The following is a 26457-nucleotide window of genomic DNA, read 5'->3' on the forward strand; positions in this document are numbered from 1 at the left end:
TACCTGACGCGAAGGTTGACCATGCAGGACGACATGCCCCCCGCCGCACCGACCGGCACCCAGACTCTGCTCCGCGGGCTGGCAGTGATCCAGGCCGTGGCCGGCGGCGCCCGTGATCTGAAAGAGATCGCACGGCGCATCGGCACCACGCGCAGCACCACCCACCGGCTGGTCAGTTGCCTGGTGGACGAGCGCTACTTGCGGGTGCTGCCCCAGGTGGGCTATCTGCTCGGGCCGCGGCTGATCGAGCTGGGCTTCCAGGCACGGGACGAAGTGCCACTGGTGATGTTGGCCAGCCCTTGGCTGGATGAACTGTCGGCGCGAACCGGCGATACCATTCACCTGGCGATTCGCGACGGTGACGAGGTGCTATACCTGCACAAGACCCCAGGTCGCAATGGCCCGGAGATGCGTTCGCGGGTCGGTCATCGCATGCCGCTGGCGCGCACCGGCATCGGCAAAGCGCTGATGCTCGACGCCGAGGCGGCCGAATGGCAGAGGCTGTTCGAACGGGGGGAGGCCGTTGCGGCGGAATCCGCCCTGTGGCCCGACCACCCGCAACTCACCTGGCCCCAGTTCCAGGCCCGTATGCAAACCTATGTAACGGGTCGCTATGCGTTCGACCTGGAAGACAACGAACCGTCGATCCGCTGCGTGGCTGCACCCATCCGCGATGCAAGCGGACAAATCGTGGCCGCGATCAGTGTCGCCAGCACGCTGCCTTACATGCCTGTGGAGAAGATGGAATCCCTGGTTCCTGTGGTCCAGAAAGCCGCTCACGCCATCTCCGCAGAACTCGGCGCTAGGGTGTAACCCCAGACACCGCAGCGCTCTTTTCGCGGCCACGGACCGCTCCTGCGCAGGGTTTGAGGGCGCCGTAGGTGCGGTCATCGGCCGCGAAGGGGGCGCTGCGGTGTGTCTGGGAGACTGCAGCGTTCTTTTCGCGGCCACGGACCGCTCCTACGCAGGGTTTGAGGGCGCCGTAGCAGCGGTCATCGGCCGCGAAAGGGGCGCCGCGGTGTGTCTGGAAGACTGCAGCGCCTTTTCGCGGCCACGGACCGCTCCTACGCAGGGTTTGAGGGCGCCGTTGGAGCGGTCATCGGCCGCGAAGGGGGCGCTGCGGTGTGTCTGGGAGACCGCAGCGCCTTTTCGCGGCCACGGACCGCTCCTACGCAGGGTTTGAGGGTGCCGTAGGAGCGGTCATCGGCCGCGAAGGGGGCGCTGCGGTGTGTCTGGGAGACCGCAGCGCCTTTTCGCGGCCACGGACCGCTCCTACGCAGGGTTTGAGGGCGCCGTAGCAGCGGTCATCGGCCGCGAAGGGGGCGCTGCGGTGTGTCTGGGAGACCGCAGCGCCTTTTCGCGGCCACGGACCGCTCCTACGCAGGGTTTGAGGGCGCCGTAGGAGCGGTCATCGGCCGCGAAGGGGGCGCTGCGGTGTGTCTGGGAGACCGCAGCGCCTTTTCGCGGCCACGGACCGCTCCTACGCAGGGTTTGAGGGCGCCGTAGGAGCGGTCATCGGCCGCGAAGGGGGCGCTGCGGTGTGTCTGGGAGACCGCAGCGCCTTTTCGCGGCCACGGACCGCTCCTACGCAGGGTTTGAGGGCGCCGTAGGAGCGGTCATCGGCCGCGAAGGGGGCGCTGCGGTGTGTCTGGGAGACCGCAGCGCCTTTTCGCGGCCACGGACCGCTCCTACGCAGGGTTTGAGGGCGCCGTAGGAGCGGTCATCGGCCGCGAAGGGGGCGCTGCGGTGTGTCTGGGAGACCGCAGCGCCTTTTCGCGGCCACGGACCGCTCCTACGCAGGGTTTGAGGGCGCCGTAGGAGCGGTCATCGGCCGCGAAGGGGGCGCTGCGGTGTGTCTGGGAGACCGCAGCGCCTTTTCGCGGCCACGGACCGCTCCTACGCAGGGTTTGAGGGCGCCGTAGGAGCGGTCATCGGCCGCGAAGGGGGCGCTGCGGTGTGTCTGGGAGACCGCAGCGCCTTTTCGCGGCCACGGACCGCTCCTACGCAGGGTTTGAGGGCGCCGTAGGAGCGGTCATCGGCCGCGAAGGGGGCGCCGCGGTGTGTCTGGGAGACCGCAGCGCTGCGTTCGCGGCCACGGACCGCTCCTACGGGCGTGGGGTTGAGCTGGATGGCTGGTAACCCTGCAGCCAAATAGCATCCCACAAAGGGTAATCGCCGACCCTTTTGACCAATCCTGCGCGCAGCGGGTTGGCGACAATGTATCTGGCACTGGCGAGTAAATCCTCCTCCTGACGCAGCGCTCGGTCGTGGAAGCCTGCCTGCCACAATTGGCCTGTTCTTGCGCACCGTTCATTGATTGCCTTGCTCGAGCGCGATTTGACCTGACGCATCAGGCTTTCCAGCGATGCGTCCTCAAGTTGCATCAGCCAGTGGAGGTGATCGGGCATGACAACCCAAGCCAGCGATTGTGCCTGGTTCCAGTGCTGGGCATTCATCATCTCCCTGACTACGCACCGTCCCAGTTCGAAATCCCGGAACAGGGGCGTTCTATGTTTCACAACGGCAGTCAAAAGATAGATGCCGCCACGCTGAGAAAAGCGGCCCGTGCGTAACCTGCAATTTTTGTAGAGTGGCATGAGAGCCTCCATCCATGGCGGAGGTTTGAATGTAGCGGGCAGTGAGCAGGTGAGTGGGGCGGATTGATGTCTGTGTGTGTCCGCTACGGAGATCGAAATGACCGGTGATGAGTGCCAGGTTTGCACAGTGCCAGAAGCTTGAAGGAGCGGCGTGTAGCCGCGGATGAGATGCTGCGGGGGATCAGGGGTATTGCGTCGGTTTTTTCGCGGCCACGGACCGCTCCTACGCAGGGTTCGAGGGCGCCGTAGGAGCGGTCATCGGCCGCGAAGGGGGCGCCGCGGTGTGTCTGGGAGACCGCAGCGCTGCGTTCGCGGCCACGGACCGCTCCTACGCAGGGTTTGAGGGCGCCACAGGAGCGGTCATCGGCCGCGAAGGGGGCGCCGCGGTGTGTCTGGGAGACCGCAGCGCTGCGTTCGCGGCCACGGACCGCTCCTACGCAGGGTTCGAGGGCGCCGTAGGAGCGGTCATCGGCCGCGAAGGGGCCTTGCGGTGTTTCTGATGTACCGGGTTGCGGGCTTCGCGGGCAGAGCCCGCTCCCACAAAAACAGCCCCTGCAAAAAAAAACCCTACAAAAACAACCCCTGCAAAAAAAACGCCCCTGACAAAAACGGCGCCCACAAAAAAGGGCCCTTGGAAGGGCCCTTATCACCAGCAGACGGCTCAGTTCAGGCCGAGTTTGCCGCGCAGGGTGGAGAGGTCTTCGGCGAGGGTGTTGACCGGGCCGATCAGTGCCTTGCGGTCGTTTTCCTTGACCTTGTCGTAGGTTTGGAAGCCGCCATCGGCAGTGCGGTACTTGGCCAGGATCTTGTCGACGGTGGCGAAGTTCTTGTCTACCTTGGCTGCGAACGCCTTGTCCTGGCCTTCGATCTGCGGACGGAACAGGTCGACGATCTTCTTCGCGCCGTCGATGTTGCCCTGGAAATCATACAGGTCGGTATGGCTGTAACGGTCTTCCTCACCGGACACCTTGGTCGCGGCCACCTCTTCGAGCAGTGCGGCGGCACCGCCGACCACTTTCTCCGGCGGGAAGGTCAGCTCGGCGATACGGTTCTGCAAGTCCTTCACATCCTTGAGCAGACCGTCGGCCAATGCATCCAGGCCCTTCGTGGTATTTTCCGAGTACAGGCTGTATTCCAGGCGGTGAAAACCGGTGAAATCTTCCGCCTTCACACCGGCTTCATGGTCATCGACACGCGAATCGATCGACGCATCCAGGTCGCTGAACAGCTCGGCGATCGGCTCGATGGCCTCGTAGTGCACGCGGGTCGGCGCATACAGCTTCTTGGCGGTGGCCAGGTCGCCTTTCTTGATCGCGTCGGTAAACCTGGCGGTTTCCACGGCCAGTTGATCGACCTTCTCGGTCACGTAGATCTTGTAGTCAGAAACCGGCCCTACCAGGTCCAACGGCGACTGGATCGCGGCAAAGGCCGACAGCGGAGCGTTGAACAGGCCAAGGGTCAGCAGCAGAGCGAGTGGCGTCTTTGTCATGAGTGGTTCCCCGGTTGAATCAAGTGGTCATGCAGTGGTGGTGAGGTTCTTGCTCGCAGCGAGCAGTCTGCGGCCGATGAAATCCTGGGCGCTGGTCACCCCTGGCAGGGTGAAGAAATAACCGCCGCCCACGGGCTTTAGGTATTCCTCCAGCGGTTCGCCGTTGAGGCGGGTCTGCACGGTGATGAAGCCTTTTTCCAGATCCGCCTGGTAGCAGATGAACAGCAAGCCCATGTCCAGCTGGCCGTTCTTGTTCACCCCGTTTGAATAGTTGAAGGGTCGACGCAGGATGAGGTTCTGCTGCGACTCGGGGGTGCGCGGATTGGCCAGGCGAATGTGCGCGTCCAGCTTGGTCAGCTTGCCTTCGGGATCTTTGCCGTAGTCCGGCACATCGCTTTCGAACCGGCCGTCCATGGGCGCACCGGTGGTTTTCACCCGGCCGAAGATATTCTCCTGCTCTTGCAGCGGCGTGCGGTCCCAGCGTTCGACGAAGTTGCGGATGATGCGCACCGCCTGATAACTGCCATGCTCGGCCCAGGCTGGCTCGTCGCTGCCAGGCTGTACCCATACCAGCGCATCCATCAGCCGGGTGTCGTCGGAGTCCGGGTTGGCCGAGCCGTCACGAAAGCCGAGGAAGTTGCGCGCGCTCTGTTCAGGCTCGCCAGGTTTGGCAGGCGCCTGCGGCGGCACCGTACCTTCCTGTTTCCAGCGCACGAAAAGCAGGTCGGGCAGGTTCTTGACGATGTCGCGCAGGGCGTGGATGTTGCTGTCCGGGGTATTGGCACAGAACTGCAGGGTCAGGTCACCGTGGCATTGATCCGCCTCCAACGCATCGTTGGGGAAACCGACCATCCGCGACAGGCGTTTGGGCTTGGCAGCGGCGAGGCCGAAGCGCTCGTCGAACAGTGACTCGCCCACCGACACGGTGATGGTCAGGTTGTCTGGCACCACCACCGGGCCAAGGATGCCCGAATCCACCGGCGGCAGCTTGGGGTCGACCTGCGCCACGGGGCCGCCAGCCATCAGGAAGCGGATGCGCTCGTCCAGGGTGCGGAACAGGCGCTCCAGGTCTTCGCGATCACTGGCCAGTACATCGAATGCCACCAGCATGCCTGCGGCTGGCCGCGGTGTGACGATCCCGGTCTGGTGCAGGCCCTGGTAGTCATGGCGGTCCTGGGTCTTTTCGCTTTTTGGCGCTTCGGTGACCTTGGCGGCGGGTGCGGCCATCGCCGGGCAGCTCAGGCCGGCACCGGCCAGTGCCGCACCGGCGGCGCCCAGGCCCAGCAGTACGCGACGGCGCTGGGCGTCGATGGTCGGATTCGGATTGTCGGTGTTGCTCATGATCGTTTATCTCGTCGCTGTTTCATTCACTTCAACGTCTTTCGCACCGCAGGTACCGCCGACGCGGCTCGCGCCGCTGCTACAGAGAGCGCACTGCCAATGCGGCTTGTCGTAATCCCTGTAGCAGCGGCGCAAGCCGCGTCTGGGCTCAGCGCGGTCAGCCAGTTACACCGCAGGTGCCGCCGACGGGCCTACAGGGTGGAGAGGCCCAGCGCAGGGTCGATGCCGTCGAGGGCATCGGCCAGGGCCTTGGCCTGGGCAGCGATCTGCTGGCGTTGCTCGGTGCTGACCGTCTCGTAGCTCTGATAGCCGTCGCCGCTGCGCAGGCTCGCCAACTGCATGGCCAACTCATCCGCCGCCTCGTCGATCCGCGGCAGCAGCTCGGACGCGGACTTCGTCAACAGTGGACGCAGCAGCTCGACCACCTTGCGCGCACCCTCCAGATTGGCCGCGAAGCCATTCAGGTCGGTGTGGCTGTAGCGCTCTTCTTCACCCTGGCTACGAATGTCCGCCAGCCCGTGCAGGTTGCGCGCAACGATGCTTACCAGTTGTTCGGGAGGCAATGGCTGCGCCAGCAGCTGGCGCCTCAATTCAGTGACATCGCTGGCCAGCTTCTGCGCCACCGGCACCAGACCCTCCACGCTGTTCTGCTGGAACAGGCCGTACTCCAGGCGGTGGAAGCCACCGAAAGCCGTATCCTGTTCGCGCTTCTCGTAGTAGTCGGCGCGGGCATTGATGGCATTGTCCAGTTCGGCCAGGCGTTGCGCGGCGGGCGCGATACGTTGATAGGCGGCTCGTGCCGGGGCGTACAAGCTGCGTGCCTGCGCCAGATCACCGGCGACAATGGCCTGGTTCAAGGCGTCTACGGCGCGAATCAGGGCGCTGCCCTGGGTTGCCAGGTACACCCGGTATTCCGATAGAGGGCCGACGAAGGCCACCATCGACGGCCGCGCCTTGGCTGCAGCATCGGACTCGGCCGTGGGCGTGACCTTCAAGGTGCCGCGCGGATTGCTGAGCAGGCCGCAGGTGATCTGATAATCCCCCGGCTGCAGGTTGGCGTTGATCACCTGGCTCAGGCCGGGTGCGATGTTCTCGCGCTCTTCGACCACCAGCACGCCATCGAGGATTTCCCATTCCACCGCCCGCTCGGAGCGGTTGACGATGCGAAAGCTGTTGCGCCCCGCGGCCACGGTGAGCGCGGCCGGCTCGCAGTTGTGCGGATGGATGTTCACCACGATCTCGTTCTGGGCGCTGGCCTGACGTTTGCTCGAAGCGACTTGCGACGCATAGTAGAACAGGCCGCCGGCGGCGATCATCACGACCACCGACGCGGCGAGCGCCACACGCATCAGGCGCGGCGGGGCGCCATTGACTGGGTTGGACATGGAAGCCTTACTGATGAGTGGCGGGGGAGGAGTTGACCTGCGCCGGCGCGGCATGGGGCATGAAGAACGCCACCAGGGCCACCACCAGATAGATCAGGTATGCACCCAGGGTGCTGATCGTTGGTGCGTCCTGATAGCCGAACATGCCGGCCAGTACCGATCCGATCGGACCGTCCATGGGCAGTGTGGCGCTGATGTCGAAGACCACGCTCTGCAAGCTGTTCCAGACCCCTGCTTCATGCAGGGCCATGACCGAGTTGGCGAGAATGCCCGCCGCGACCACCAGAATGAACAAGCCGGTCCAGCGAAAGAACAGCGACAGGTTCAGGCGCATGCTGCCCGAATAGATGGCAAAGCCGATGGCCACTGCCAGCAGCAGGCCGAGCAGGGCGCCGATGGGCGCACCGGGACCTTCGCTCTGCTGGAACACGGCGAGCAGGAAAAATACGGTTTCCAGGCCTTCGCGGGCGACTGCGAAGAACACCATGGCGATCAGCGCCGCGACCTGGTGGCGAGAGCCAGTCAGGGCTTGGTCCAGGGCTGCCTGCAGCGAGTGCTTCACCGAGCGGGCGACCTTGCGCATCCAGAACACCATGGAGGTAAGGATGACCACGGCCACCAGGCCGATGAGCGCTTCGAACAATTCCTGTTGCTTCTGCGGGAATTCCGCGCTCATCAACTCAAGGCCGCCGCCCACCAGCAGGGCCAGGGCCGCTGCGAGGAAGACGCCGATCCAGACCGCTGGCATCCATTGACCACGACCAGTCTGTTTCAGGTAGCTGGCGATGATGCCAACGATGAGCGCGGCTTCAATCCCTTCGCGCAGCATGATCAAGAATGGAACCAGCACTTCGCACCGTTCAACGAGTAATTAGGATGCTAACTTGTAACATAATGATACTCATTATTAAACAGCGTGCTTGATGTTTGCGCCGAATGGAAGCTGAACAAATCTTCAGGAAGAAGGCGGCGTGAACACCTCCTGCCCCAGGCGGAAAACCAGCAGCGTGACTGAATCGGCATTGGCCAGAATCAGCTTCGAACGCACCTCGGGGTCGGTCCGGAAGGCCACGCGGGCATCGGCCAGGTGGGTCTTGCCTGTCAGTTGCAGGACCGTTTTGCGCTGACGCCCGTCGCTGGGACGAAAATCGCGCCGACCACTGGAACCCGGGCGAGTGAACAGTTTTGCAACCGGCGTACTCAAGGACAACCCTTCCTGGCGGATCTTGAGCAGGCTGCGCGCATACACCTGCGCCTGCCCATACATGCCGCCCAGGTCATCATAATGCTGGTGCAGCGGCAGAAAGGTGTCGAGGTAGGCCAGGTCCACGGTCTTGAGCACCTGATGGCTGAGCTCATGCAGCAGCGATGCGGCCTGATGGTGCGCATACAACTGCGCCTGGGTGCGTTCATGACTGGAATACATCATGGTCTCGATCGGCAGATCGAAGAATTTTTCCGTCAGGAATATGCGTTGCTGCGGATCGCCCTCCCAGACAAAGGCGTGGTTGCCCTCGTGGCCCTCCTCATTGAGCCCGTCCCAATAGCGGGGCGAGGAGTGTGGGTCCAGTGCATCGCTGGTCAGTGCGTCGAGCAACTGCACACAGCTGCTGCGCAGACGTTGCAGCATGGCCGGCGTGACGTCCACTTCGAACACGTCGGTCAGAATCTCCAGGGTCTGTGCCGGCAGCGGTACGTGGGGGGATTTCTGGTTGAGATTTTGCAGCGCATTGCGCAGGCAATCGACCGCATGGGCATGGGCGCGCACGATCATCTGGTGATGACGAGGGTAGCGCTGGCGGATCTGATCGGTACCTTCGGCCAAGGTGATGAATACGTCGGGAATGTTGATGTCGGTGATCCAGGTGTCGTAGTTGTCCATCAACGAATACCCGGCCCCCATCCGTGCGATCTCGAGATCGGCGTGCCACTTCTGCTGGCCATCCAGGGTGATGGTTGGCCCTTCACGTCCTTTGCTGACGATGTACCAACCTTGCTCGGCGCGCTTGACCTCCATCACCCGGCCATCGACCACGGCATAGCGGTGCGCGAGGTCGGCGGTTTCATACATGTTGAGCAGGGCGTCGTAGTTGAGCCTGTTCAATGCCACATCGTTGGCTTCCAATGCGGCCAGTGCCGCACTCAGGCCGCCAAAGCGCCGGCCTGCCACCAGCGCCCTGGGTGCGTGTTCGGCATTTTCGGCGGCCTGGATCTCGCGCTTGAAATGCTCGGCGCCACGGCGCGCGCCGACCACCGAAGCCAGGGCGGCAATGAAGTCGGCCAGGGCCTCACCCCAGCGCCTGCGTCCCATCGCCTTGACCGAATCGTTGAGCAGCTGTTGCGACTGATAAAGCGCCACCAGGGACCCGACGACGCTGGGTAGAATCATCGCACCTTGCTCGATGCCCAGTTTCACGATGTGACAGAAAGCATTCCAGCTCGCTTCTCCCGAGGACATGGTCTGCTGGCGTGCCAGCAGTTGGATGAGCTGGAGATTGTCTTCGAACAGATAGTACAGAGCGTTGCCCTGTTCTGGTTGATCGAGCAGGACGATGGCTGGCGGTTTGCCCAGTCTCTGACCGTCGTTGACTTCGGTGGTCCAGGGGATATGGGGCTCGGTGAATCCCGAGTGCTCATAGCGTGAATGAACGTCGTCAGGCAGTCGGCTCAGGATCTGTGCCTGAAGCGCGGTGTTGGTCTTGATCTGCTCCAGCAGCTGTGCGCGCGATGCGTACTCGCGAATGGTCTCCGACTCGCCATAGCAGGTGTAGAGCACGACCGGCCCACGGTCGGGTTGCACCGGCGCAATCAGATACATGCCACAGGCAATATCGGCTCTCATGCCCACGTCCGGGATCAAGCCCAGCGGTCCGAGGGTGATCCGCTGACCGTTCAAGGGCTCGCGAGCCACACCGTCTGGCATCTCTACCACCTGAGCGATCATGTCGGTGGCCGCCGCACTGATCTTGCCCTGCATCTCTCGTTCGAGCGCGTTGCGCACCATCTGCGCCGGCAATGCCTTGACGAACAGCAAACGGCGCAAGGGGTAGTCTCCGGACTGCCTGGACAGCTTGGCGGCCAGCAGCTTGCGGTACTCGCCACCCACATCCGCATCCTTGACCACCTCGCGCACCTGGTGCGTGGTCGGTACATCCATGATCAACGAGGGCGGGTCGAGGCTGATGTGCATCTCGCTCGACACCGACCCGGAGAATTGGCTGATCGCCCATTCGGTCAGGGTTTTGGTCCGGCTGACGAGCGTACCGGTACCGAGCATGCCGCCAATGCTGACCCCGCCGCCGCTGGTGTCGGTCAGCTTGATCACGACCCGATCAGGATCACTGGGGCCTCCTGGCCAGACCTTGGCCATGGAGGCGCGCAGACGGTCTCGCGAGAAATCGTCGATGAAGGGGATTTGCGCCAGATAATTGCTTTTCCTGTTGGCGGTTGCCAGGCAGCGTCCGAGAATGTCGGCGTAGCGGGCGAGTTGGCTGGCGCTAGCGCGCTGGATCCAGGGGGGTAGCAGCTCGGCAAGCTGCACGTTCGCCGCATCGACGGCCAGACGGTCCAGGCCAACGGTGAGCATGTTGTCGGCGCGGCTGTAGTCTGCATTGCGCTGGAACAGCGTGGCGGAAAACCCGCATTGGACGGCCAGCGCCATGTTGACGCCCAGACCGGTCAGCTGACGATGGCTTTCCAGAGCATCGAGCTCGGTAATGAAATCGCCGGTCAGCGCACGGGTTTCCACGTGAATGCCGGAGACGGGAGCGGCCTGGAAGTGTTCCAGGACTGTCGCGATCAAGGCCGGATCCAGGCCGTTGAGCCAGCGGGTACGGGCGTGCGGATGACGGGCCGAAGCCGCCACGGTTTTCTTCAGTTGCTGCAGCGAGTCGAAGGCGAACAGCCCGTGGTCGCCGGACCACATCAATACCGGGCTTGCAGGCTTTGAATGGCAGTGCAGCACGAACATGTCGGCCAGCGGGATGGTGTTCGTTTCTGAAGGCACCCGCAAATAGATGGCATGCACGTCGGTGTCGGCAGCATTGCGCAAACGGGCCGTGGGATAGTCGAGTGAAGTGGCGAGCAGTTGCAGCAGTGTCTCGTCGATGCTGCCCTCACGCCGGGCGACGGCCAGGCTGGTACGCAGGCCGAGTTCACGCAATGCCCGCCGTTGACCTGGCAAGTCATAGGCACCCAGGCAAGGTGGTTGCGGTGCGGACATCTGCCGGCGCACCAGGCCGCGGTAGGTTTTCGTCAGTGCCGGACTGCAGGCCAGCACGAGTTGTTCTATATGTTCGACGTCTGGCCAGTTGAGCTCGATGCCTGCCAGGTTCAGCACTCGATCGGCCGAGGTCAGTGGCGCGATGATGGCGCCGCTGGTCCGCTCCAGAAAGTAGTCGACCAGGCCGATAGCCGCCAACTCCGGTGCTCCGTCGATGTGGAGGCGCAGCTCGTCGGCCGGTAGCGGTGACTGCATCGCCAGCAGGCCGGGTGCGAACAACAGGCGCACACCGTCTTTGACCGGGGAGACGCAGTGCATGGTCGATCGCTGCCAGTTGCGCAGGGTTTCGATCTGCAGCAGCCAGTTGCTCTTGGCCTGATTCGTGGAAGGCTCGACTGCCTGCAGGGCCAGGGCGGTGATCGGCCGCTCGCCACTGAGCCAGTGCAGCCGAGGGTGTACCAGCTTGCGCAGATCCAACGCTTCGGCGACCGCCAGCAGCGGAGAAGGGCGCAGGGCTGACGTGTTGCCGAACACCTCCTGCACCCGGCGCCGTTGCAAGTCGATCAAGCCGTCGGCCAGGGTCTGGAACGCTTGCCCGGTCAGTGCCAGGCGTTGGGGTACAGGCCGAATCATCGCGTTGAACAATGCTCGATCGCCTTTGATCAGCCGCAGGCTGTCGCTCGCCCCGGCGACCAGCCCTTGCAGGTAGTCACCCAGCGCCTGCAGGTCGGCACAATGCGACAGACCCTGGTCCGTGCTGAAAATGTAGTAGCCGAGGCTGGCCTGGTCGGCGTCGCTGATGATCAGCGTGCCTGGCCAGGCCACGGGCTCGTCGTTCAGCGCCTGGTCGGCGTTGAATCGAAGGGTTTCCAGGCGCAGGCCGGCGGGCGCTGGCGATGTCGCCACCGATTTCAGCAGCTCCAGTTGCGCGTTGCTCGCATGCAGATGGCTTTGCGCCTCGAGCACTGCACTCAGGTAGGCAGTCTGCAGGCTCCGGCCCAGGCCATCGCGCAGGCTGCCGCGCTCGTTGTCGGGGTTGGCGCGCCAGAAGTCGGCCAGCGCAGCGCTGTAGTTTTTCGCCAATCGTGAGTTGGTGGCCATCAGCGTACTGCGGTAGCAAAGCGCATCGGCGTCACTCAACGTCTGTCCATAGACGCCGAGGAAACGATGTTCGCAGTCGGGTTGCGGTGAGTCGGCGAGCAGGTCCAGAGCGGTATCGAGCAAGCGCTGCACGTTGACCACTGCCTGAGTCTGGCGGTCGACACGATGCACTTTGTGGCTGCGCGGGATGATCGGGTCACTGGCAGGCATCGCAGTGCGCAGCGCTGCGGTGAGGTCTCGGTCGAGGATATCGCCAAGCAGCGGCAACTGATGCCAGGTACGGTCGATGGCTTTCAGGCGCCGCGCTTGCGCCAGAATGATCGCTTTCATCCAGCGCTTGAACGGTGATTGGGTCACTGACACCCATTTCGGCTCGCGCGTGCTGGTCAGCCGAGCACCGGCTTCGGCCTGCAACCGTGCCAACAGGGCATCGCGCAGGGCGGCGCTGCTGGTGAACGGCAGGATGCCTGTGAGTGGCGAGTAATAGTAGGCCGCCGCAAGGTCCGGATCGGTGCGCGTGATGCGCAGTCCGCAGAACACGCCGGGATCGGCATTGCCCAGCAGGCAGACCTGCATGTCCGGCGCAATGGTGGGGCTATCTGGCAGGCCCCGCAGCCAGTCGTACTCGATGATGCTCAGTTGTTCGCTTTCAAATGCCTGGGTGAGGTGGCGGGACATGCACTGGGCAAGTTGACGCGAGTGAAACCAGGGGAGGGTATTGACCATGATGCGCTCCATCGAAGGAACAGGCGGCAGGTGCCGGCCTGAGAGCGGTCAAGGCTAGGGCGATGCAGGCGTACCATGGCTGTACATATGTGGCGAGGGGAGACATACGGATGAGGCTTGAGACGCACCTGCCCCGAGGCGTGGTCGGGGCAGGTGGGGTGGTGCGGTGAAGCGCAGGTCTGGACCGGGAACAATCAGACCGGGAACAGTTCGCTCAGCTTCATGGCCAGCATCATGTCGCCTTCGGCGCGCAGCTTGCCGCCCATGAACGCCTGCATGCCGTCGGTTTCGCCGCTGACGATACCCTTGAGGGTTTCGCTGTCCATGACCAGGGTCACGTTGGCGTCCGGGTTTTCGCCTTCCTGCAGCTCGCAGGTACCGTCTTTCACCAGCAGGGCGTACTGCTTGTCTTCGTCGGTGATGTTGAATCCGAATACCAGGTCCAGGCCTTTGGCGGCCTCTGGATTGAACTTGGCTTTCATGGCGTGTACGGCGTCGGCTACGGAGGTCATGGTGCGGTCCTTTTGTTGGAGGTGTGCAATGATCGCGAGGGCCTGGGCGGCCTGGCTCGATAGGGCAGTGAAAGTCCTGCGAGGTTAGGGGGGGTATCGGCGCCTGTCAACGGATAATCATACGTGCGTTTGAATGGCTCGTTTGATGCCAAGCGTTTCCCGGCTGGCCCAAGGCTTTGCCCCCCGGTATGCTGGGCTCATTCCATCGTCCTCCTGGCTTGGCGGGCGTCATGCATGTAAGGAGTCACCGTGGAGTTTTTCGCCGATTACGCCGGGTTTCTGATCCGCACCGTCACCCTGGTCGTTGCCATCCTGGTGGTGTTGGCCGCCATCGCGTCGCTGCGCGCCAAGGGCCGGCGCAAACCGGCCGGCCAGTTGCAGGTCAGCAAGCTCAATGACTTCTACAAGGGCTTGCGCGAGCGGCTCGAGGCCGGTCTGTTCGACAAGGACAAGCTCAAGGCCTTGCGCAAGGAACAGGCGAAGAACGAGAAGAAAGCCAAGAAGAAAAAGCCCGACAGCAAGCACCGGGTCTTCGTCCTGGACTTCGATGGCGACATCAAGGCTTCCGCCACCGAAAACCTGCGTCATGAAATCACTGCACTGCTGACCCTGGCCACCCCCAACGACGAGGTCGTGCTGCGCCTGGAAAGCGGCGGCGGCATGGTCCACAGCTACGGCCTGGCGTCCTCGCAACTGGCGCGCATCCGCCAGGCCGGTGTGCCGCTGACCGTGTGCATCGACAAGGTTGCCGCCAGCGGCGGCTACATGATGGCCTGCATCGGCGAGAAGATCATCAGCGCGCCGTTCGCCATCCTCGGGTCCATCGGCGTGGTCGCTCAGTTGCCCAACGTCAACAAGCTGTTGAAGAAGCACGACATCGATTTCGAGGTGCTCACCGCCGGCGAGTACAAGCGCACCTTGACCGTGTTCGGCGAGAACACCGAGAAGGGCCGGGAGAAATTCCAGGAAGACCTCGACGTCACCCACAAGCTGTTCAAGAGTTTCGTTGCCCACTATCGCCCGCAGTTGTCGATCGACGATGTGGCGACCGGCGAGGTCTGGCTCGGCGTGGCGGCGCTCGACAAGCAGCTGGTCGACGAGCTCAAGACCAGCGACGAATACCTGGCCGAACGCGCCAGGCAAGCCGAGGTGTTCCATCTTCACTACGCCAAGGCCAAGAGCCTGCAGGAGCGCGTAGGGCTGGCAGCCAGCGGCTCGGTCGAGCACCTGGCCGGCAAGGCCTGGGAGAAGCTCAGCCAGCAGCGTTTCTGGTAACGTCCAGCGTTATGTAACACCGGGCGCTTCGGGCGCCTTGCTCCACTGGGCCATCTGCGGCATGTCGCCGTGGATTACCCGGATTGGAGCCTGCTCTTGGTTACCCCAGCACCCGCGCTGCATGTCAGCGACACCCCCGCCCATTACCCTGTCATCGCCAAGCATGTCCCGGACTGGTTGCGAAAGGCCGAGCCAGCGGCCATTCACGCCTACGAAAAAGCCTTGCGCCAGAACCGCGCGAGCCAGGCGACTGCGCAGTATCTGGCGAAAGATTTCGTCGGTCCGGCCGAGTTCGTCGGCTCCCGTCTGCAATCGGCCTTCGACGCTGCCTTCGGTGCAGCGGGCGCTGTCGATGTCACTCGCGCCGAATGGGTCGAATTCGACCGTGGCTCGGCGATTCTCGGCCGACCGCTCAGTGTGCGGCGGCGTACGTTGCTGGAAGCGGCCATGGCCAATTTCAGTGAAGACGAAGCCAGCCCTGGCCACTTCACTGGCGGCACGCTGCTGCTGCAACCCGATGCCCTGCAATTGCGGCTCGAAGAGCACGGCCTGCGCTGGAGCTACGGTTGGCACTATCAGGCCAAGGACACGATCGCGGTACAACCTCACCAGTTCGCCCGGCTGTGCCGCGACCTGGATCTGGGTCGTGCCTACCAGCAACGCTTCGATGAGGTGTTCAAGCCCACGGCGCTCAGAAGCCAATGGGTCACGGGTGCATTTCGCGCCAATATACGCAGCGAACTGGCCGTGCAGGCGCAGCAGGCGTTGCTGCGCGGCCAGCTCGATGCGCAAGCCTGCAGCGTGGTGCAGCAGCTGCTGGCAGATACGCCGGGTGAGGTGAAGTGGCAGGGTCAGCCAGTGATATTGTGCGATCTGCGCGGTTTGGTCACTTGGGTGCACAGCGGCACGACGTTGCACGGTGTGGTGTCCATCCAGACCAGCACGCAATCCAGTGCACCGTGCATCGTCTATATGCCTGGTGCTGGCGATGGTGCCTTCAAGCAGTACCCCAGCTTCGACGCGTTCAGTGCCGACCTGCGTGCGAAGTTGCGTGACGGTGCCTTCCAGGGCTGGTTTGCGGGGTTCGTGGCCGAGCCCGACCGCCGCGAGTTCTTTCTCAGGCTGAACAACACGTTGCGTCCGCAACGTGTCGAGTGGGGCATTGCACAGGGTCCACTGGATGATCCGGATGCCGATATCGGTCTGCGCCGCACCACCAGTGCCCAGGCTTTGGTGCCGCTGCTGCACGAGGCCATGCTGGCCAAACGCGCGGCGGATGCGCGCTACTTCGTTGTACCGACTGCCGAGATCGACGCCGCCGAGCGGCAGGCGCGCTGGATGCACTACCTGCAGCAGGGCGTGACGCTGCTCAATGTTGCCGCCTTGTCGGTGCCGGCCCTCGGTGCATTGATGGCCGCCGTCGGCACCGTTCAACTGCTTGGCGAGCTATTCGTCGGCATGGACGACTGGACCCACGGACAGACCGAAGAAGCGGCAGCTCACTTTTTCGCCGTCGCGGTCAATCTCGCTGTGGTGGGCGCCACGGTCGCAGGCGGCGTGGCCCTGGCGCGGTCGCCGTTCGTGGCCGGCATGCTGCCGGTCGTCGACCGAGCCGGGCGCACCCGCCTGTGGCCGACCACCCTGGAAGCGTTCGCGGCCAGCGAGCAGCTTCCGCAGACGCTGGTGCCCGATGCGCAGTGGCAGTACGCGCACGGGGGCAGCCACTACATCAAGCACGATGGACTGTTCTACCGACAAAGCTTCGAGGCCAGTAGCGCAAGGTGGTACATCGAACATCCTGCGGCCGACGTCGAGTATCGCCTGGCCTTGACCCACAACGGTGAAGGCGCCTGGCGCGTGGCCCACGAAGATCCAGGGCAATGGACTGCCGTGCAGGCGCTGCGTCGATTCGGCCCTGCGCTGGACGGGCTGGATGATGCCGCGCTGCAACGGGTGCGCCAGGTCAGCGGAATCAGCGGGCGTCAGTTGCGCGATCTGCATCGTCGCGGCGGCAAGCTCCCGGCGCTGGTCAAGGCGTGCGCCGATGACCTGCGCGCCGAACGGGCGGTGCTGGCGCTTCCCGCGAGTGAGCGTACGGCCGCTCTGGCGCGTTTGCGCGAAGCAGCACCCGTGATGCCTGCCGGGCATCCGGCGGCAGCCTTGCTTCGCGATTTTCCCCGCCTGCCGCAGGTGGTCGCCGAAGAGATCGCGGCCGGCGCCAACGACCGCGAACGGGCACAGCTGATTGCCGCTGCCCGCGTTCCGCTGCGCTTGGCCACCCAGGCACGCTGGAGCCTGTGGGAGGCGCAGCTCAATCGAGCCATCCTCGGCCTCACTGGCGCCGGCGATTCACGCACCGCCAGGCTGCGCCAGGGCCTGACGGCGGCCATGAGCGAGCAACAACAGCGCACTGTTTCGCCGCAGAAACTCTTGGCCCTGGCAGCCGGGGATCGCCCGCGGGCCGCCCGGCTCATTGGCCAGCGCCGGCCCAAGGCCTTCACGGCGCCCGAGCGCATCGCGGGGCACCGCTGGGGTTATCGTCTCAGCGGTCGTGGTGGCAGCCAGGACGAACTGGCGCAACCTGTGCGTCCCCTCAGCGCCGCTCGCCAGCAGGCACGCTTCGACGAAGGGCGGCGGCTGGATGCCTCCCTGGCCCACTGGGCCCAGGAAAGCACCACCACGCCAGGTGCCGATGGGCAACCCGTTGCGGTCGCCAGCGCAGATCGCGAGCTGGCGCGGCAGCGCATCATGGCTTCCTGGCGCGGCGAGGCACCCCTGGCCGAGGACGGTGCCGGTGAAATGTCGCAAGTGCTCGATCTCTCGGAGTTGCGCATTGGTGCGCTGCCGGTGCTGGAAGGCGACTTTTCCCGGGTTCGCTACCTGTCGCTGGAACAGTGCGGCCTGACCGAGCTGACGCCCGGGTTTCTGGAAATGTTCACCCAACTGGAACACCTGGAGTTGCAAAGCAATTACCTGACGCGGATCCCGCCCGGTGTCACGGCGCTTAGCGAACTGCAGATGATCGCGCTCGACGACAACCGCCTGCAGGCCTCGCCAACGATGTTCGATGAGGTGGCCACACTGCCTGGCCTGCACGCACTGGTGCTGCGCGACAACCCCATGCAGATTCCCCCGACCGCCGTGCAGCGCCTGGCCAGCCTGTCCTCGTTGCGCTACCTGGCCCTGGACAACACCGATGGCCAGGCGATGGCCGAGCACCTGCCCATTCTTGCCAGGCTGCCCAACCTGGAAAGCCTGTGGGTGGGCCGCAACGGCATGACCCTGACGCCCCAGGCCATGCAGGCGCTGGGCAGCCTGCAAACGCTGGACTACCTGGACCTGTCGGGGAATCCGGTGGGCCCGCACCTGGACCTGAGCCTGCTTCAGGCCATAGGCGGGCTGCGCCTGCGCGATTGTCAGCTGCAGCAGTGGCCTGTCGGCTTGACCGGCCTGATGGACCGGCAACCGCTGCGCCTGCGCTGGGTCGAGCTGGACGACAACCCCATCGTCGAGGTGCCCGAGCTGCACACGCTGGCGTTCTTCCGAGGCGAGCCACAAGTGCCACGCCCGCTGGGGCTTTCTTTCGCCCATTTGAGCGCCGTTGCGGTCAGCCGCCTGCAGGCCGTGGGCGTGGTCTTCGACTACCTGCAGATACTGGCGCAAGCGGCCGACGGCGAGGCTGCGGCGCGACTGGCCAGGCTGCGTGCGATGCCGGGCAGCCGGCGCTTCATGCAGCTGCTGGGCAGGCTCAGCGATACCGCAGACTACCGTCTGGTCCCCGCCAACCTGGCCGAGCGGGCCTGGAAAGTGATCGACGCGGCAGCTGCGTCGAGCTCGCTGCGCGAGCAATTGTTCGCCATCGCCCAGCGCCCGGACACCTGCGGTGATCAGGTGATGGCACTGTTTGCCGACCTGGAACAACAACAGATGTACGTCCGCGCCGCCGACCCCACGCTCGATGGGCCGCAACGCAGTGCTCAGCTGCTTGGGTTGTCGCGCAGCCTGTACCGCCTGGATCGCGTCGACAGCCTGGCCCGCGCCGATGTGCGGGCGCGCGCGGCGGCCCGCGATATCGACGCGGACGAAATGGAAGAGGTCGAGGTACTGCTGGCCTATCGGATTGGCCTGGCCACGCGGCTGGGTCTGTTGAACCAGCCCCATGGCATGCTGTTCGGGGCCATCGAACCGGTGACATCTGCCCAGCTCGATGCGGTGGCCGGCCAGGTGCTCCAAGAGGAGAGCGATGCAGCCCTGTTGGAGTGGCACATGAGCCAGGACTACTGGCTCGATTACCTGCGACGCGAGCACCGGGTTCGCCTGGACGCCGCCCAGGCACCATGGCAGGTGCGCCTGGCACAGTTGCAGGCGCGTGACTATGACGACGGTTTTGACCAGGAGCTGGTCAGCTTGCAGGTGGAGCGCCAGGCCGCGGAAATGACAGTCCTGCGTGCGCTGACGCAGGAGGCCATGGCGCAATAGGCAAGCCCCGGCGGCTGTGGTGCATGGCTACCGCAGCCGCCCTTGTGGGCTCTGTTTTGCTGGGCGTTCTTCGAAACCAGGAAAGCCAAGCATGTCCAGCACCGAGATTCCCCTTCCAGGTCGCCATGATGCGTTCATTCGTGAGCGCACCCCCGCATGGGCCGCCGCCATCGGCACGACGCAGATGAACCAGTTGCAGCAAGCGCTGGTGTCCGAGCAATTCAGCTCGACCGGCCCACTGCCTTGGTTCGCCCGCGCTTCGAGCGAGCATCGTGACGCTTTGATATCAGCCCAGGCCGAGCGCCAGCGTTGCCGCTCGAAGCTGAGCCTGGCCCTGGCCGGGTTTCGCAGCGTGGTCGCGTTCGCCGAACCGATCCTCGCCGAGGCCATGCGCATGCGCTTCGGCGCAACCTTGAATGTCCACGCCACGGACTTCATCCGTATCCAGACGCGCGAGCACCTGCTGGGTCTGGATAACGACCATGTGCCTCAAGCCGAACCACTGATCATGGCAGCGCTGGGCAACTTCGTGGCAGACCCGGATTTTCATCCGCGCACCACGCTGGCACCCTCGGGCAGCGTGAAAAAGAGCGGTCCGTTCCCGCTCGGTCCGTTCACCAGCCGCTTTGAATACCGCATCGACAACCCACTGCCGATCGACCCCGGACAGTTCGCCACCCTGGTCCGCCAGTTGGACCTGGGGCGTCTGTACCAGGCGCACTTGAGCGAGGTGTTCGAAGCCACCGCCACCCGTGCCCAGGTCGCTGCCACAGTCAACGCCACACGCAGAGCCCAGCTGCGGGTGCTGGCCCATGTCGCGCGGATGAAGGGGGACATCGACGAGCAGGGCTTCAAGGTGGTCGAAAGTGTGGTCGCCGGCCGCGTCGAGCGCTGGGGTACCGGTACGGTACAGTTTTCTCGGCTGAGCCTGCTCGGGTCGGCGCTGCACGATGTGCTGGTGATCGGGCCGGCGCGCGGAGTGGGCCAGGCGACTGCGCCCATGCCTTGTCTGGTATGGATGCCGGGCGATGCTCGGGCACCCCTGAAGCAATACGCATCGACGGCCGAGTTCATCCAGGCGCTGGCTGTGGAGCTACTCAAGCCCGACTCCGTTCGCCGGTTGCTTGCGCGGGTGGCGCAGACCGAACGCGCCGAGTTCCAGGCGCGCCTGCAACGTCGGCTCTGGCGCACCGAGGACGGTGACAACGCGCGCAAGATCGCCGTGGTCAATGCGCGACCCAAGCTGGATATCGTCGAGGTGTCGGTGCGCGGCGAGCTGTTTGCCCATCTGCATGAGCGCCATGTGGCCTGGCTCAAGGCCGAAGCCAGATGCCTGGCGGTGCCTACCGATCGGATCGACGCCGATCAGCGTCAGGCGCGCTGGAGCGGTTGGCTGGAGGAGGGGGTGTCGCTGTTGAACCTGGCTGCACTGTGCATTCCGGCGCTGGGTGAGGTGATGGTGCCGGTGATCGCGCAACAGCTGGTCGGTGAGGTCTACCACGGCATCGAGGCCTGGGAGGATGGCCGCACCGACGAAGCGTTCGGACACCTCAAGGACATCGTCGGCAACCTGGCATTGGCCGTCGTTGCCCACGGCGTGGCCGCCGATTTCGGCACGACCTATCGCGCGGACGGTGTGGTCGACGAGATGCAACAGGTGCGGCTGGCCGACGGTCGCCAACGCCTGCTGCACCCGGATCTGCAGGGCTACCGGGCAGTCGATTTGCCCGTCGCTATCGCGGCCGACGACCAAGGCGTCTACCGCCACCTGGGCAAGACCTTCATCCGGCTCGACGATCACTTTTTCGAGGTGCAACTCACTGCCGATCAGGCTCGGGGCCATGTGATTCATCCCACAGGCTCGACGGCCTATCGCCCCAGCGTCCAGCACAATGGCGCAGGCGCCTGGCAGCACTCTCTGGAGCAGCCGTTGCAATGGCGCGGCGCCGGGTTGATGCGCCGCTTCGGTCCCATGACCGAGCGCATCGGCGACGACGACCTGCTGACCCTGGCCGAGATCCATGGCGTACCCCTGGACCGGTTGCGTCGCCTGCACGTCGACCAGCAGCCACTGCCGGCGGCCCTGCACGAGGGTGTCATTCGCTACCGGGCCCATCAGGACCTGGCCACGCGCATGGGGCCCAGCGGCCAGGGTATGCTCGATGAGCAGGGCAAGCAGCTGTTGGCCTCGCTGATCGAGCGCCAGCAGCCTGCTGCCAGCCGCGAGGCTGGAATACTGCGTCGCGATTTTCCGGGCCTGCCGGTGCGAATCGCCAATGAGATCGGCGCGTCGGTCAGCGCTGCCGAGCGTACGCGTATCCGCGAAGCTGGGCGGCTGCCGCTGCGTGTGGCCGAGCAGGCGCGCGCGCGGTTGGCGCAGTGGCGTTCGAGCCAGGCCTGCAGCGCGCTGATCCTCGACACCGGTGGCTCTGCGGACCGCGACAAGGTGGTGATCGGCCTGTTGCCCAGCCTGCCGGGATGGACGGGCCGGGTGCGCCTGGAGTTGCGCGACGGCGGCCAGGCCGGCGACGTCACCGCGGCAGCGGGCGTCGGGGTCGATACCGAGCTCAAGTACATCGTGGCCAGTGAGGGCCGCTACCGCGCCTATGACCAGCGCGACCAGGAACTGGGCGGGTGGATGGATCTGTACAGCGCCATCTGCCGCGCCTTGCCCGACGCCGAACGCAGCGCCCTGGACCTCAATCCCAGCGCAGGGGAGGCACTGCGCCAGCGCTTGAGTGGCCTGGTTCGCGCCGACCGCAGCCGCGTGTCGCGACTGCTCGGGCAACGTCAGGTACAGCCTTGGTTCAAATCACCGGAACGCCATTCGCAGGGCATCGGCTACGCGCTCAGCGGGCGTGGCCAACCAGGCTGGAGGCAGAACCGCCGGTTGCGGCACCTGTATCCGGGTTTGTCGCAAGCCAGTCTGCAGGTGCTGCGTGAATCGATGGTACGGCCCGATGAGTCGTTCGAGATGGCCTTGCAGCGCCTGGAGCAGGAATTTCAGGTATTGCGCCGGGAACTCAAGGATTGGCGCCGGCGCGCGCCGGTGGACGTGAACAGGGACAACGCTGCTCGCGATATCATCAGCGCCTGGCGCAGGGAAACCACGATTCTGGACCTTGGCGGGCAGCGCCTGGGTGATCTGCCATTGCTGGTGGCCGACCTCAGCCATGTGCGGCACTTGCGCATGAGCGCCATGGGGTTGCAAAGCGATCCCTCGTTCTTCCTGTCGGTGTTTCCCAATCTGTTCAGCCTGAACCTGTCGAACAACCGGCTGACAGCCATTCCGGTGCAGGTGCGCTCGATGGCCAGGCTGATGACCCTGGACTTCGACGAAAACCTGCTGGCTCCCGCGCCACAGATGTTCGATGCATTGATCAGCCACCCCACCCAGACCGCGCTGCGCTACCTCAGCCTGCGCCGCAGCTTCGCGATCCGCCTGGCCGAGGGCAGCATCGTCGATAACCCTCTACCGGCTGAAGCACTGCAGGCGCTGGGGCAAATTCCGCACCTGCGCGAGCTGGATCTGTCGAGCAATGCGCTGACCCTCGACAATGCCGCCTGTACCGCCCTGGGGCAATTGCGGGAACTGGAAACCTTGCGTCTGCAGCGCAACCATATTCGCTTGAGCGAGGCACGACGCACGGCGCTGGCAGGCTTGTCTGGACTGCAGACCCTGGATCTGAACGGCAACCCGCTGCTGCTGCCGCCCACGCTCGACAGACTGCTGTCGTTGCGCTATCTGGGGTTGAGCGGGACTGGCATCGGCACCTGGCCGCCCGGGCTGACGCAGGTTTTCAATCGTGTGCCTCAGGTGATCAGAATTGCCAACCTCAGCGGCAACGAGATCGTCCGCGTGCCGGTGTTGGAAAACAGCGCCATGGCGCAGATCAACCTGAACCTGGTCAACCACGGCCGTCCGGTGCTCAATCTGGACAACAACCCCTTGTCGGAACCCAGCTATCAGCGCCTGAGTCGGGCCGGTGTGTTCCCGCGTCGACGCTGGATGGGCGGTGTTGGCGCAGCAGGCCGCCCGGTGTTCGACCAGCGCTGGCTGGAAGGTTGCGAGGTGAGCCTTGCCCAGCGCATCGCGGCGGATCGCAGCAGTGAGGGGGCGGCGGCTTTCTATCGGGTAATGGATCAGGTCTCGCGCTCGGCGGGGTACGCCAGACACTCCCTGGCCTACAAGCAGCGCATGTGGGCGATCATGGAGGCCCTGGTGCCGCCGGTGCAGGGGGGCGCCGGTGATGGGCTGGGTGTGGTGGACCTGCGTCAGCAGTTGTTCGATCAGGCGACCTTGACCGAGAACACCTGCGGCGATGGCATCAGCGTGGTGATAGACGACTTCGAAACCCGGGTCCTGGCCTGGCAGGCGGCATCCAGCGCCATCGATGGTGGGGCGGCGATGTTCAAGCCGTTGCTGGCCTTGAGTCGCCAGTTGTACAAGGCGGCGTTGGTGGACGAATACGCCGTGGGCATCACCCAGGCGCGCCTGAAACGGCGCGAGGCGTTGCTGGCTGGCGATCCTGCGCCGGCGCTATTGCCGTTCGACGAGATCACCGAGGCGGAACTGCAGGCCGCCGTGCCGGACGAGGTGGAGATTCGCTTGCGCTTGCGCGGGTTGGCGCAGTCACGCCTGGGGCTGCGCGCGCAACCCGAGATGCTCTACACCGAGCAGATCGCTTCGGCCACTGTCGAGCATGTGGTACGCGCCGTGCTGGAGCGCGCTACCGACAGCGGATTGACCGACTGGCTGGTGGATCAGCCTTTCTGGCAGCTGTACCTGCGCAAGGTGTACCCGGAGCGTGTGTCAGCGCTGTCGGACTTCTGGGCCGAGGTGATCAACCATTTCGAAGAAGCCCTGGATGCCAACGCCGCATTCACCACAGAGGTATCCGGGCTGCCGCCGTTGCTTGAACAGCTGAAAACCTTGGCGCCCAGCGTGGTATGGCAGGGCGAGCAGGGGGAGGCGGCGAAAGTGGTGCTGACCGAACAAGCCACGCTGGATCTCTACGGGGCCATCGATCAGGCCCGTCGAAAGGCGCTGGACGCGCTCCATCGAGCGCTGACCCAGGCAGCGTTGGTCGGTTCTTAGGAAGGATCGAGCGGCGGCGTGCAAGTTTGTGACCGCCGCGCCAGTAGTGGCGCGGCGGCTACGGCCTGCAACCAGGGTTCAGCGGCGACGGAACAGCGGCAGCGGTTCGTCGGTGGCCGCCTGGTAGCTCACGGAGAAATCCTTGAGGCTTTCCAGGGCTTCGTACGGGTCTTTGTCGGCGCGCAAGGCGAAGGCATCGAACCCGCAGCGGTGCAGGTAGAACAATTGGTCGCGGAGCACGTCGCCAATGGCGCGCAGTTCGCCCTTGAAGCCATAGCGATCGCGCAGCAGGCGCGCATTGGAGTAGTTGCGGCCGTCGGTGAAGGCCGGGAAGTTCAGAGCGATGACCTGGAACTCGTTGGCCTGTTCACCGATTTCCTCGGCTTCTTCGTCGCTGTCCAGCCAGACGCCCAGCCCACCGTCCCGAGCCTTGAGCGCCGGACCGTGCTCGCGCCACAGCGAGAGGGGCACGATCAGGTCGTCACAGTTGCTGATGCCGTCGAACGAGGTGTCCTTGGGCAGCAGGTGCCAGGTTTCGTCGACGACTTCGTTGTTCTTAATGATTCGCTGCATAGACGCGCTCCTTGAAGGGGTCGATGCCGATCCGCTGGTAGGTATCGATGAAACGCTCGTCTTCGGTGCGTTTTTCCACGTACACGTCGATCAGCTTGGAGATGACATCGGGCATGGCGTCCTGGGCGAATGACGGGCCGAGGATCTTGCCCAGGCTGGCGTCGCGGCTGGCGCTGCCACCCAGGGACACCTGGTAGAACTCCTCACCTTTCTTGTCCACGCCAAGGATGCCGATGTGGCCGACGTGGTGGTGACCGCAAGCGTTCATGCAACCGGAAATATTGAGGTCCAGTTCGCCGATGTCGAACAGGTAGTCCAGATCGTCGAAACGGCGCTGGATGGATTCGGCGATCGGAATCGACTTGGCGTTGGCCAGGGAGCAGAAATCACCGCCCGGGCAGCAGATGATGTCGGTCAGCAAACCGATGTTCGGCGTCGCGAAACCGCCTTCGCGCAGCTCGTTCCACAGGCTGAACAGCTGCGCCTGTTCGACGTCGGCCAGAATGATGTTCTGCTCGTGAGAGGTGCGCAGCTGGCCGAAGCTGTACTTGTCGGCCAGATCGGCGACGGCGTCCAGCTGCTTGTCGGTCAGGTCGCCGGGGGCCACCCCGGTGGGCTTGAGCGACAGGGTCACGGCCACATAGCCCGGCTTCTTGTGGGCCAGGGTATTGCGCGAGCGCCAGCGGGCGAAACCCGGATGCTCGGCATCCAGTTGCGCAAGGTCGGCGGCGAAGTCGGGCAGGGCCTTGTACTCCGGGTCGACGAAGTGCTTGGCCACGCGGTGCAGTTCGGCCTCGGTCAGTGTGGTACTGCCGCCGCGCAGATGCTGCATCTCGGCATCGACTTTCTGGGCGAACACTTCCGGCGTCAGGGCCTTGACCAGAATCTTGATCCGGGCCTTGTACTTGTTGTCGCGACGGCCATAGCGGTTGTATACGCGCAGGATGGCATCGAGGTAGCTGAGCAGGTCCTGCCAGGGCAGGAACTCGTTGATGAACGCGCCCACTACCGGCGTGCGGCCCAGGCCACCACCGACCAGTACGCGGAAGCCCAGCTCGCCAGCGTCGTTGTGCACCGGCTCCAGGCCAATGTCATGCACTTCGATGGCGGCGCGGTCGGTGCTTGCACCATTCACGGCAATCTTGAACTTGCGCGGCAGGTAGGCGAATTCCGGGTGGAACGTGGTCCACTGGCGGACGATCTCGCACCACGGGCGCGGGTCGATCACTTCATCGGCGGCCACGCCGGCGAACTGGTCGGTGGTGACGTTGCGCAGGCAGTTGCCGCTGGTCTGGATCGCATGCATCTGCACGGTGGCCAGTTCGGCCAGGATGTCGGGAATGTCTTCCACGGCCGGCCAGTTGAACTGCACGTTCTGTCGCGTGCTGATGTGCGCGTAGCCCTTGTCGAAGTCGCGAGCGATCTTGGCCATCATGCGCGTCTGCCGCGATGTCAGCTGGCCATAGGGCACGGCGACGCGCAGCATCGGGGCAAAACGCTGGATGTAGAGGCCGTTCTGCAGGCGCAGCGGGCGAAACTCTTCTTCGCTCAGTTCGCCAGCCAGGTAGCGGCGGGTCTGATCTCGGAACTGCTTGACGCGGTCCTCGATGATCCGTTGATCGTACTCGTCATAAACGTACATGGTGATCCTGTTCTCAG

The 26457-nt window shown here is 64.4% G+C and carries 13 protein-coding genes; 4 read left to right on the forward strand and 9 right to left on the reverse strand.

Annotated elements, in window-relative coordinates:
- The first annotated feature begins 21 nt into the window (after positions 1-21).
- Positions 22-813, forward strand: coding sequence for an IclR family transcriptional regulator (locus tag IFT75_RS18860; protein ID WP_192056218.1), 792 nt, complete (start codon positions 22-24; stop codon positions 811-813).
- Between the two features lie 1292 nt (positions 814-2105).
- On the opposite strand, the gene IFT75_RS18865 is transcribed toward IFT75_RS18860, so the two are convergent.
- The 7 genes from IFT75_RS18865 to IFT75_RS18895 all read right to left on the reverse strand — a co-directional run bounded on the left by IFT75_RS18865 (position 2106) and on the right by IFT75_RS18895 (position 13373).
- Entirely contained in the window at positions 2106-2597 is a 492-nt protein-coding gene (locus IFT75_RS18865; RefSeq protein ID WP_192056219.1) for an REP-associated tyrosine transposase, read from the reverse strand.
- A gap of 661 nt (positions 2598-3258) precedes the next feature.
- Positions 3259-4086: an iron uptake system protein EfeO gene (gene efeO / locus IFT75_RS18870; protein ID WP_192056221.1), complete on the reverse strand. Its 828-nt coding sequence runs from the start codon at positions 4084-4086 to the stop codon at positions 3259-3261.
- A 27-nt stretch (positions 4087-4113) separates the two neighbouring features.
- Positions 4114-5427 (reverse strand): iron uptake transporter deferrochelatase/peroxidase subunit, encoded by a 1314-nt coding sequence (efeB, locus tag IFT75_RS18875; RefSeq protein WP_192056223.1) that lies wholly within the window; start codon positions 5425-5427, stop codon positions 4114-4116.
- A gap of 191 nt (positions 5428-5618) precedes the next feature.
- Entirely contained in the window at positions 5619-6812 is a 1194-nt protein-coding gene (gene efeO, locus IFT75_RS18880) for an iron uptake system protein EfeO (protein ID WP_192056225.1), read from the reverse strand.
- Positions 6813-6819: 7 nt separating this feature from the next.
- Positions 6820-7662, reverse strand: coding sequence for an iron uptake transporter permease EfeU (gene efeU / locus IFT75_RS18885; RefSeq protein WP_122476866.1), 843 nt, complete (start codon positions 7660-7662; stop codon positions 6820-6822).
- A gap of 105 nt (positions 7663-7767) precedes the next feature.
- A complete protein-coding gene (locus IFT75_RS18890) occupies positions 7768-12861 on the reverse strand; it encodes a dermonecrotic toxin domain-containing protein (protein ID WP_192056227.1) in 5094 nt (1697 codons plus the stop codon).
- A gap of 194 nt (positions 12862-13055) precedes the next feature.
- A complete protein-coding gene (locus tag IFT75_RS18895; protein WP_185793470.1) occupies positions 13056-13373 on the reverse strand; it encodes an SCP2 sterol-binding domain-containing protein in 318 nt (105 codons plus the stop codon).
- Positions 13374-13622: 249 nt separating this feature from the next.
- Between IFT75_RS18895 and sohB the strand changes: the two genes are divergently transcribed.
- The 3 genes from sohB (at position 13623) to IFT75_RS18910 (ending at position 24225) form a co-directional block, all read left to right on the forward strand.
- The gene (sohB, locus tag IFT75_RS18900; RefSeq protein WP_122476871.1) at positions 13623-14648 is read left to right on the forward strand and encodes a protease SohB; all 1026 of its coding nucleotides are present in this window, start codon (positions 13623-13625) and stop codon (positions 14646-14648) included.
- Between the two features lie 96 nt (positions 14649-14744).
- Complete coding sequence (locus IFT75_RS18905; protein ID WP_192056229.1) at positions 14745-19127, forward strand: NEL-type E3 ubiquitin ligase domain-containing protein; 4383 nt, start codon at positions 14745-14747, stop codon at positions 19125-19127.
- A 91-nt stretch (positions 19128-19218) separates the two neighbouring features.
- Positions 19219-24225: a dermonecrotic toxin domain-containing protein gene (locus IFT75_RS18910; RefSeq protein ID WP_192056231.1), complete on the forward strand. Its 5007-nt coding sequence runs from the start codon at positions 19219-19221 to the stop codon at positions 24223-24225.
- Between the two features lie 78 nt (positions 24226-24303).
- Here IFT75_RS18910 and IFT75_RS18915 read toward each other — a convergent pair whose 3' ends face one another.
- A complete protein-coding gene (locus IFT75_RS18915) occupies positions 24304-24798 on the reverse strand; it encodes a DUF934 domain-containing protein (RefSeq protein ID WP_122476876.1) in 495 nt (164 codons plus the stop codon).
- On the reverse strand, positions 24782-26440 hold the full coding sequence (locus tag IFT75_RS18920) for a nitrite/sulfite reductase (RefSeq protein ID WP_122476878.1): 1659 nt from the start codon (positions 26438-26440) through the stop codon (positions 24782-24784). Before IFT75_RS18920 ends, IFT75_RS18915 begins: the two co-directional genes overlap by 17 nt.
- Between the last annotated feature and the right edge of the window lie 17 nt (positions 26441-26457).

It is taken from the genome of Pseudomonas sp. CFBP 8758 (genome assembly GCF_014841725.1).
Classification (GTDB): Bacteria; Pseudomonadota; Gammaproteobacteria; order Pseudomonadales; family Pseudomonadaceae; genus Aquipseudomonas; species Aquipseudomonas baltica.

Bases quoted from the DNA above. Each gene is read 5' to 3' on its own strand.
- IFT75_RS18860 (WP_192056218.1), top strand. From the start codon at position 22: ATGCAGGACGACATGCCCCCCGCCGCACCGACCGGCACCCAGACTCTG.
- IFT75_RS18865 (WP_192056219.1), bottom strand. From the start codon at position 2,597: ATGCCACTCTACAAAAATTGCAGGTTACGCACGGGCCGCTTTTCTCAG.
- efeO (WP_192056221.1), bottom strand. From the start codon at position 4,086: ATGACAAAGACGCCACTCGCTCTGCTGCTGACCCTTGGCCTGTTCAAC.
- efeB (WP_192056223.1), bottom strand. From the start codon at position 5,427: ATGAGCAACACCGACAATCCGAATCCGACCATCGACGCCCAGCGCCGT.
- efeO (WP_192056225.1), bottom strand. From the start codon at position 6,812: ATGTCCAACCCAGTCAATGGCGCCCCGCCGCGCCTGATGCGTGTGGCG.
- IFT75_RS18890 (WP_192056227.1), bottom strand. From the start codon at position 12,861: ATGGTCAATACCCTCCCCTGGTTTCACTCGCGTCAACTTGCCCAGTGC.
- IFT75_RS18895 (WP_185793470.1), bottom strand. From the start codon at position 13,373: ATGACCTCCGTAGCCGACGCCGTACACGCCATGAAAGCCAAGTTCAAT.
- IFT75_RS18910 (WP_192056231.1), top strand. From the start codon at position 19,219: ATGTCCAGCACCGAGATTCCCCTTCCAGGTCGCCATGATGCGTTCATT.
- IFT75_RS18915 (WP_122476876.1), bottom strand. From the start codon at position 24,798: ATGCAGCGAATCATTAAGAACAACGAAGTCGTCGACGAAACCTGGCAC.
- IFT75_RS18920 (WP_122476878.1), bottom strand. From the start codon at position 26,440: ATGTACGTTTATGACGAGTACGATCAACGGATCATCGAGGACCGCGTC.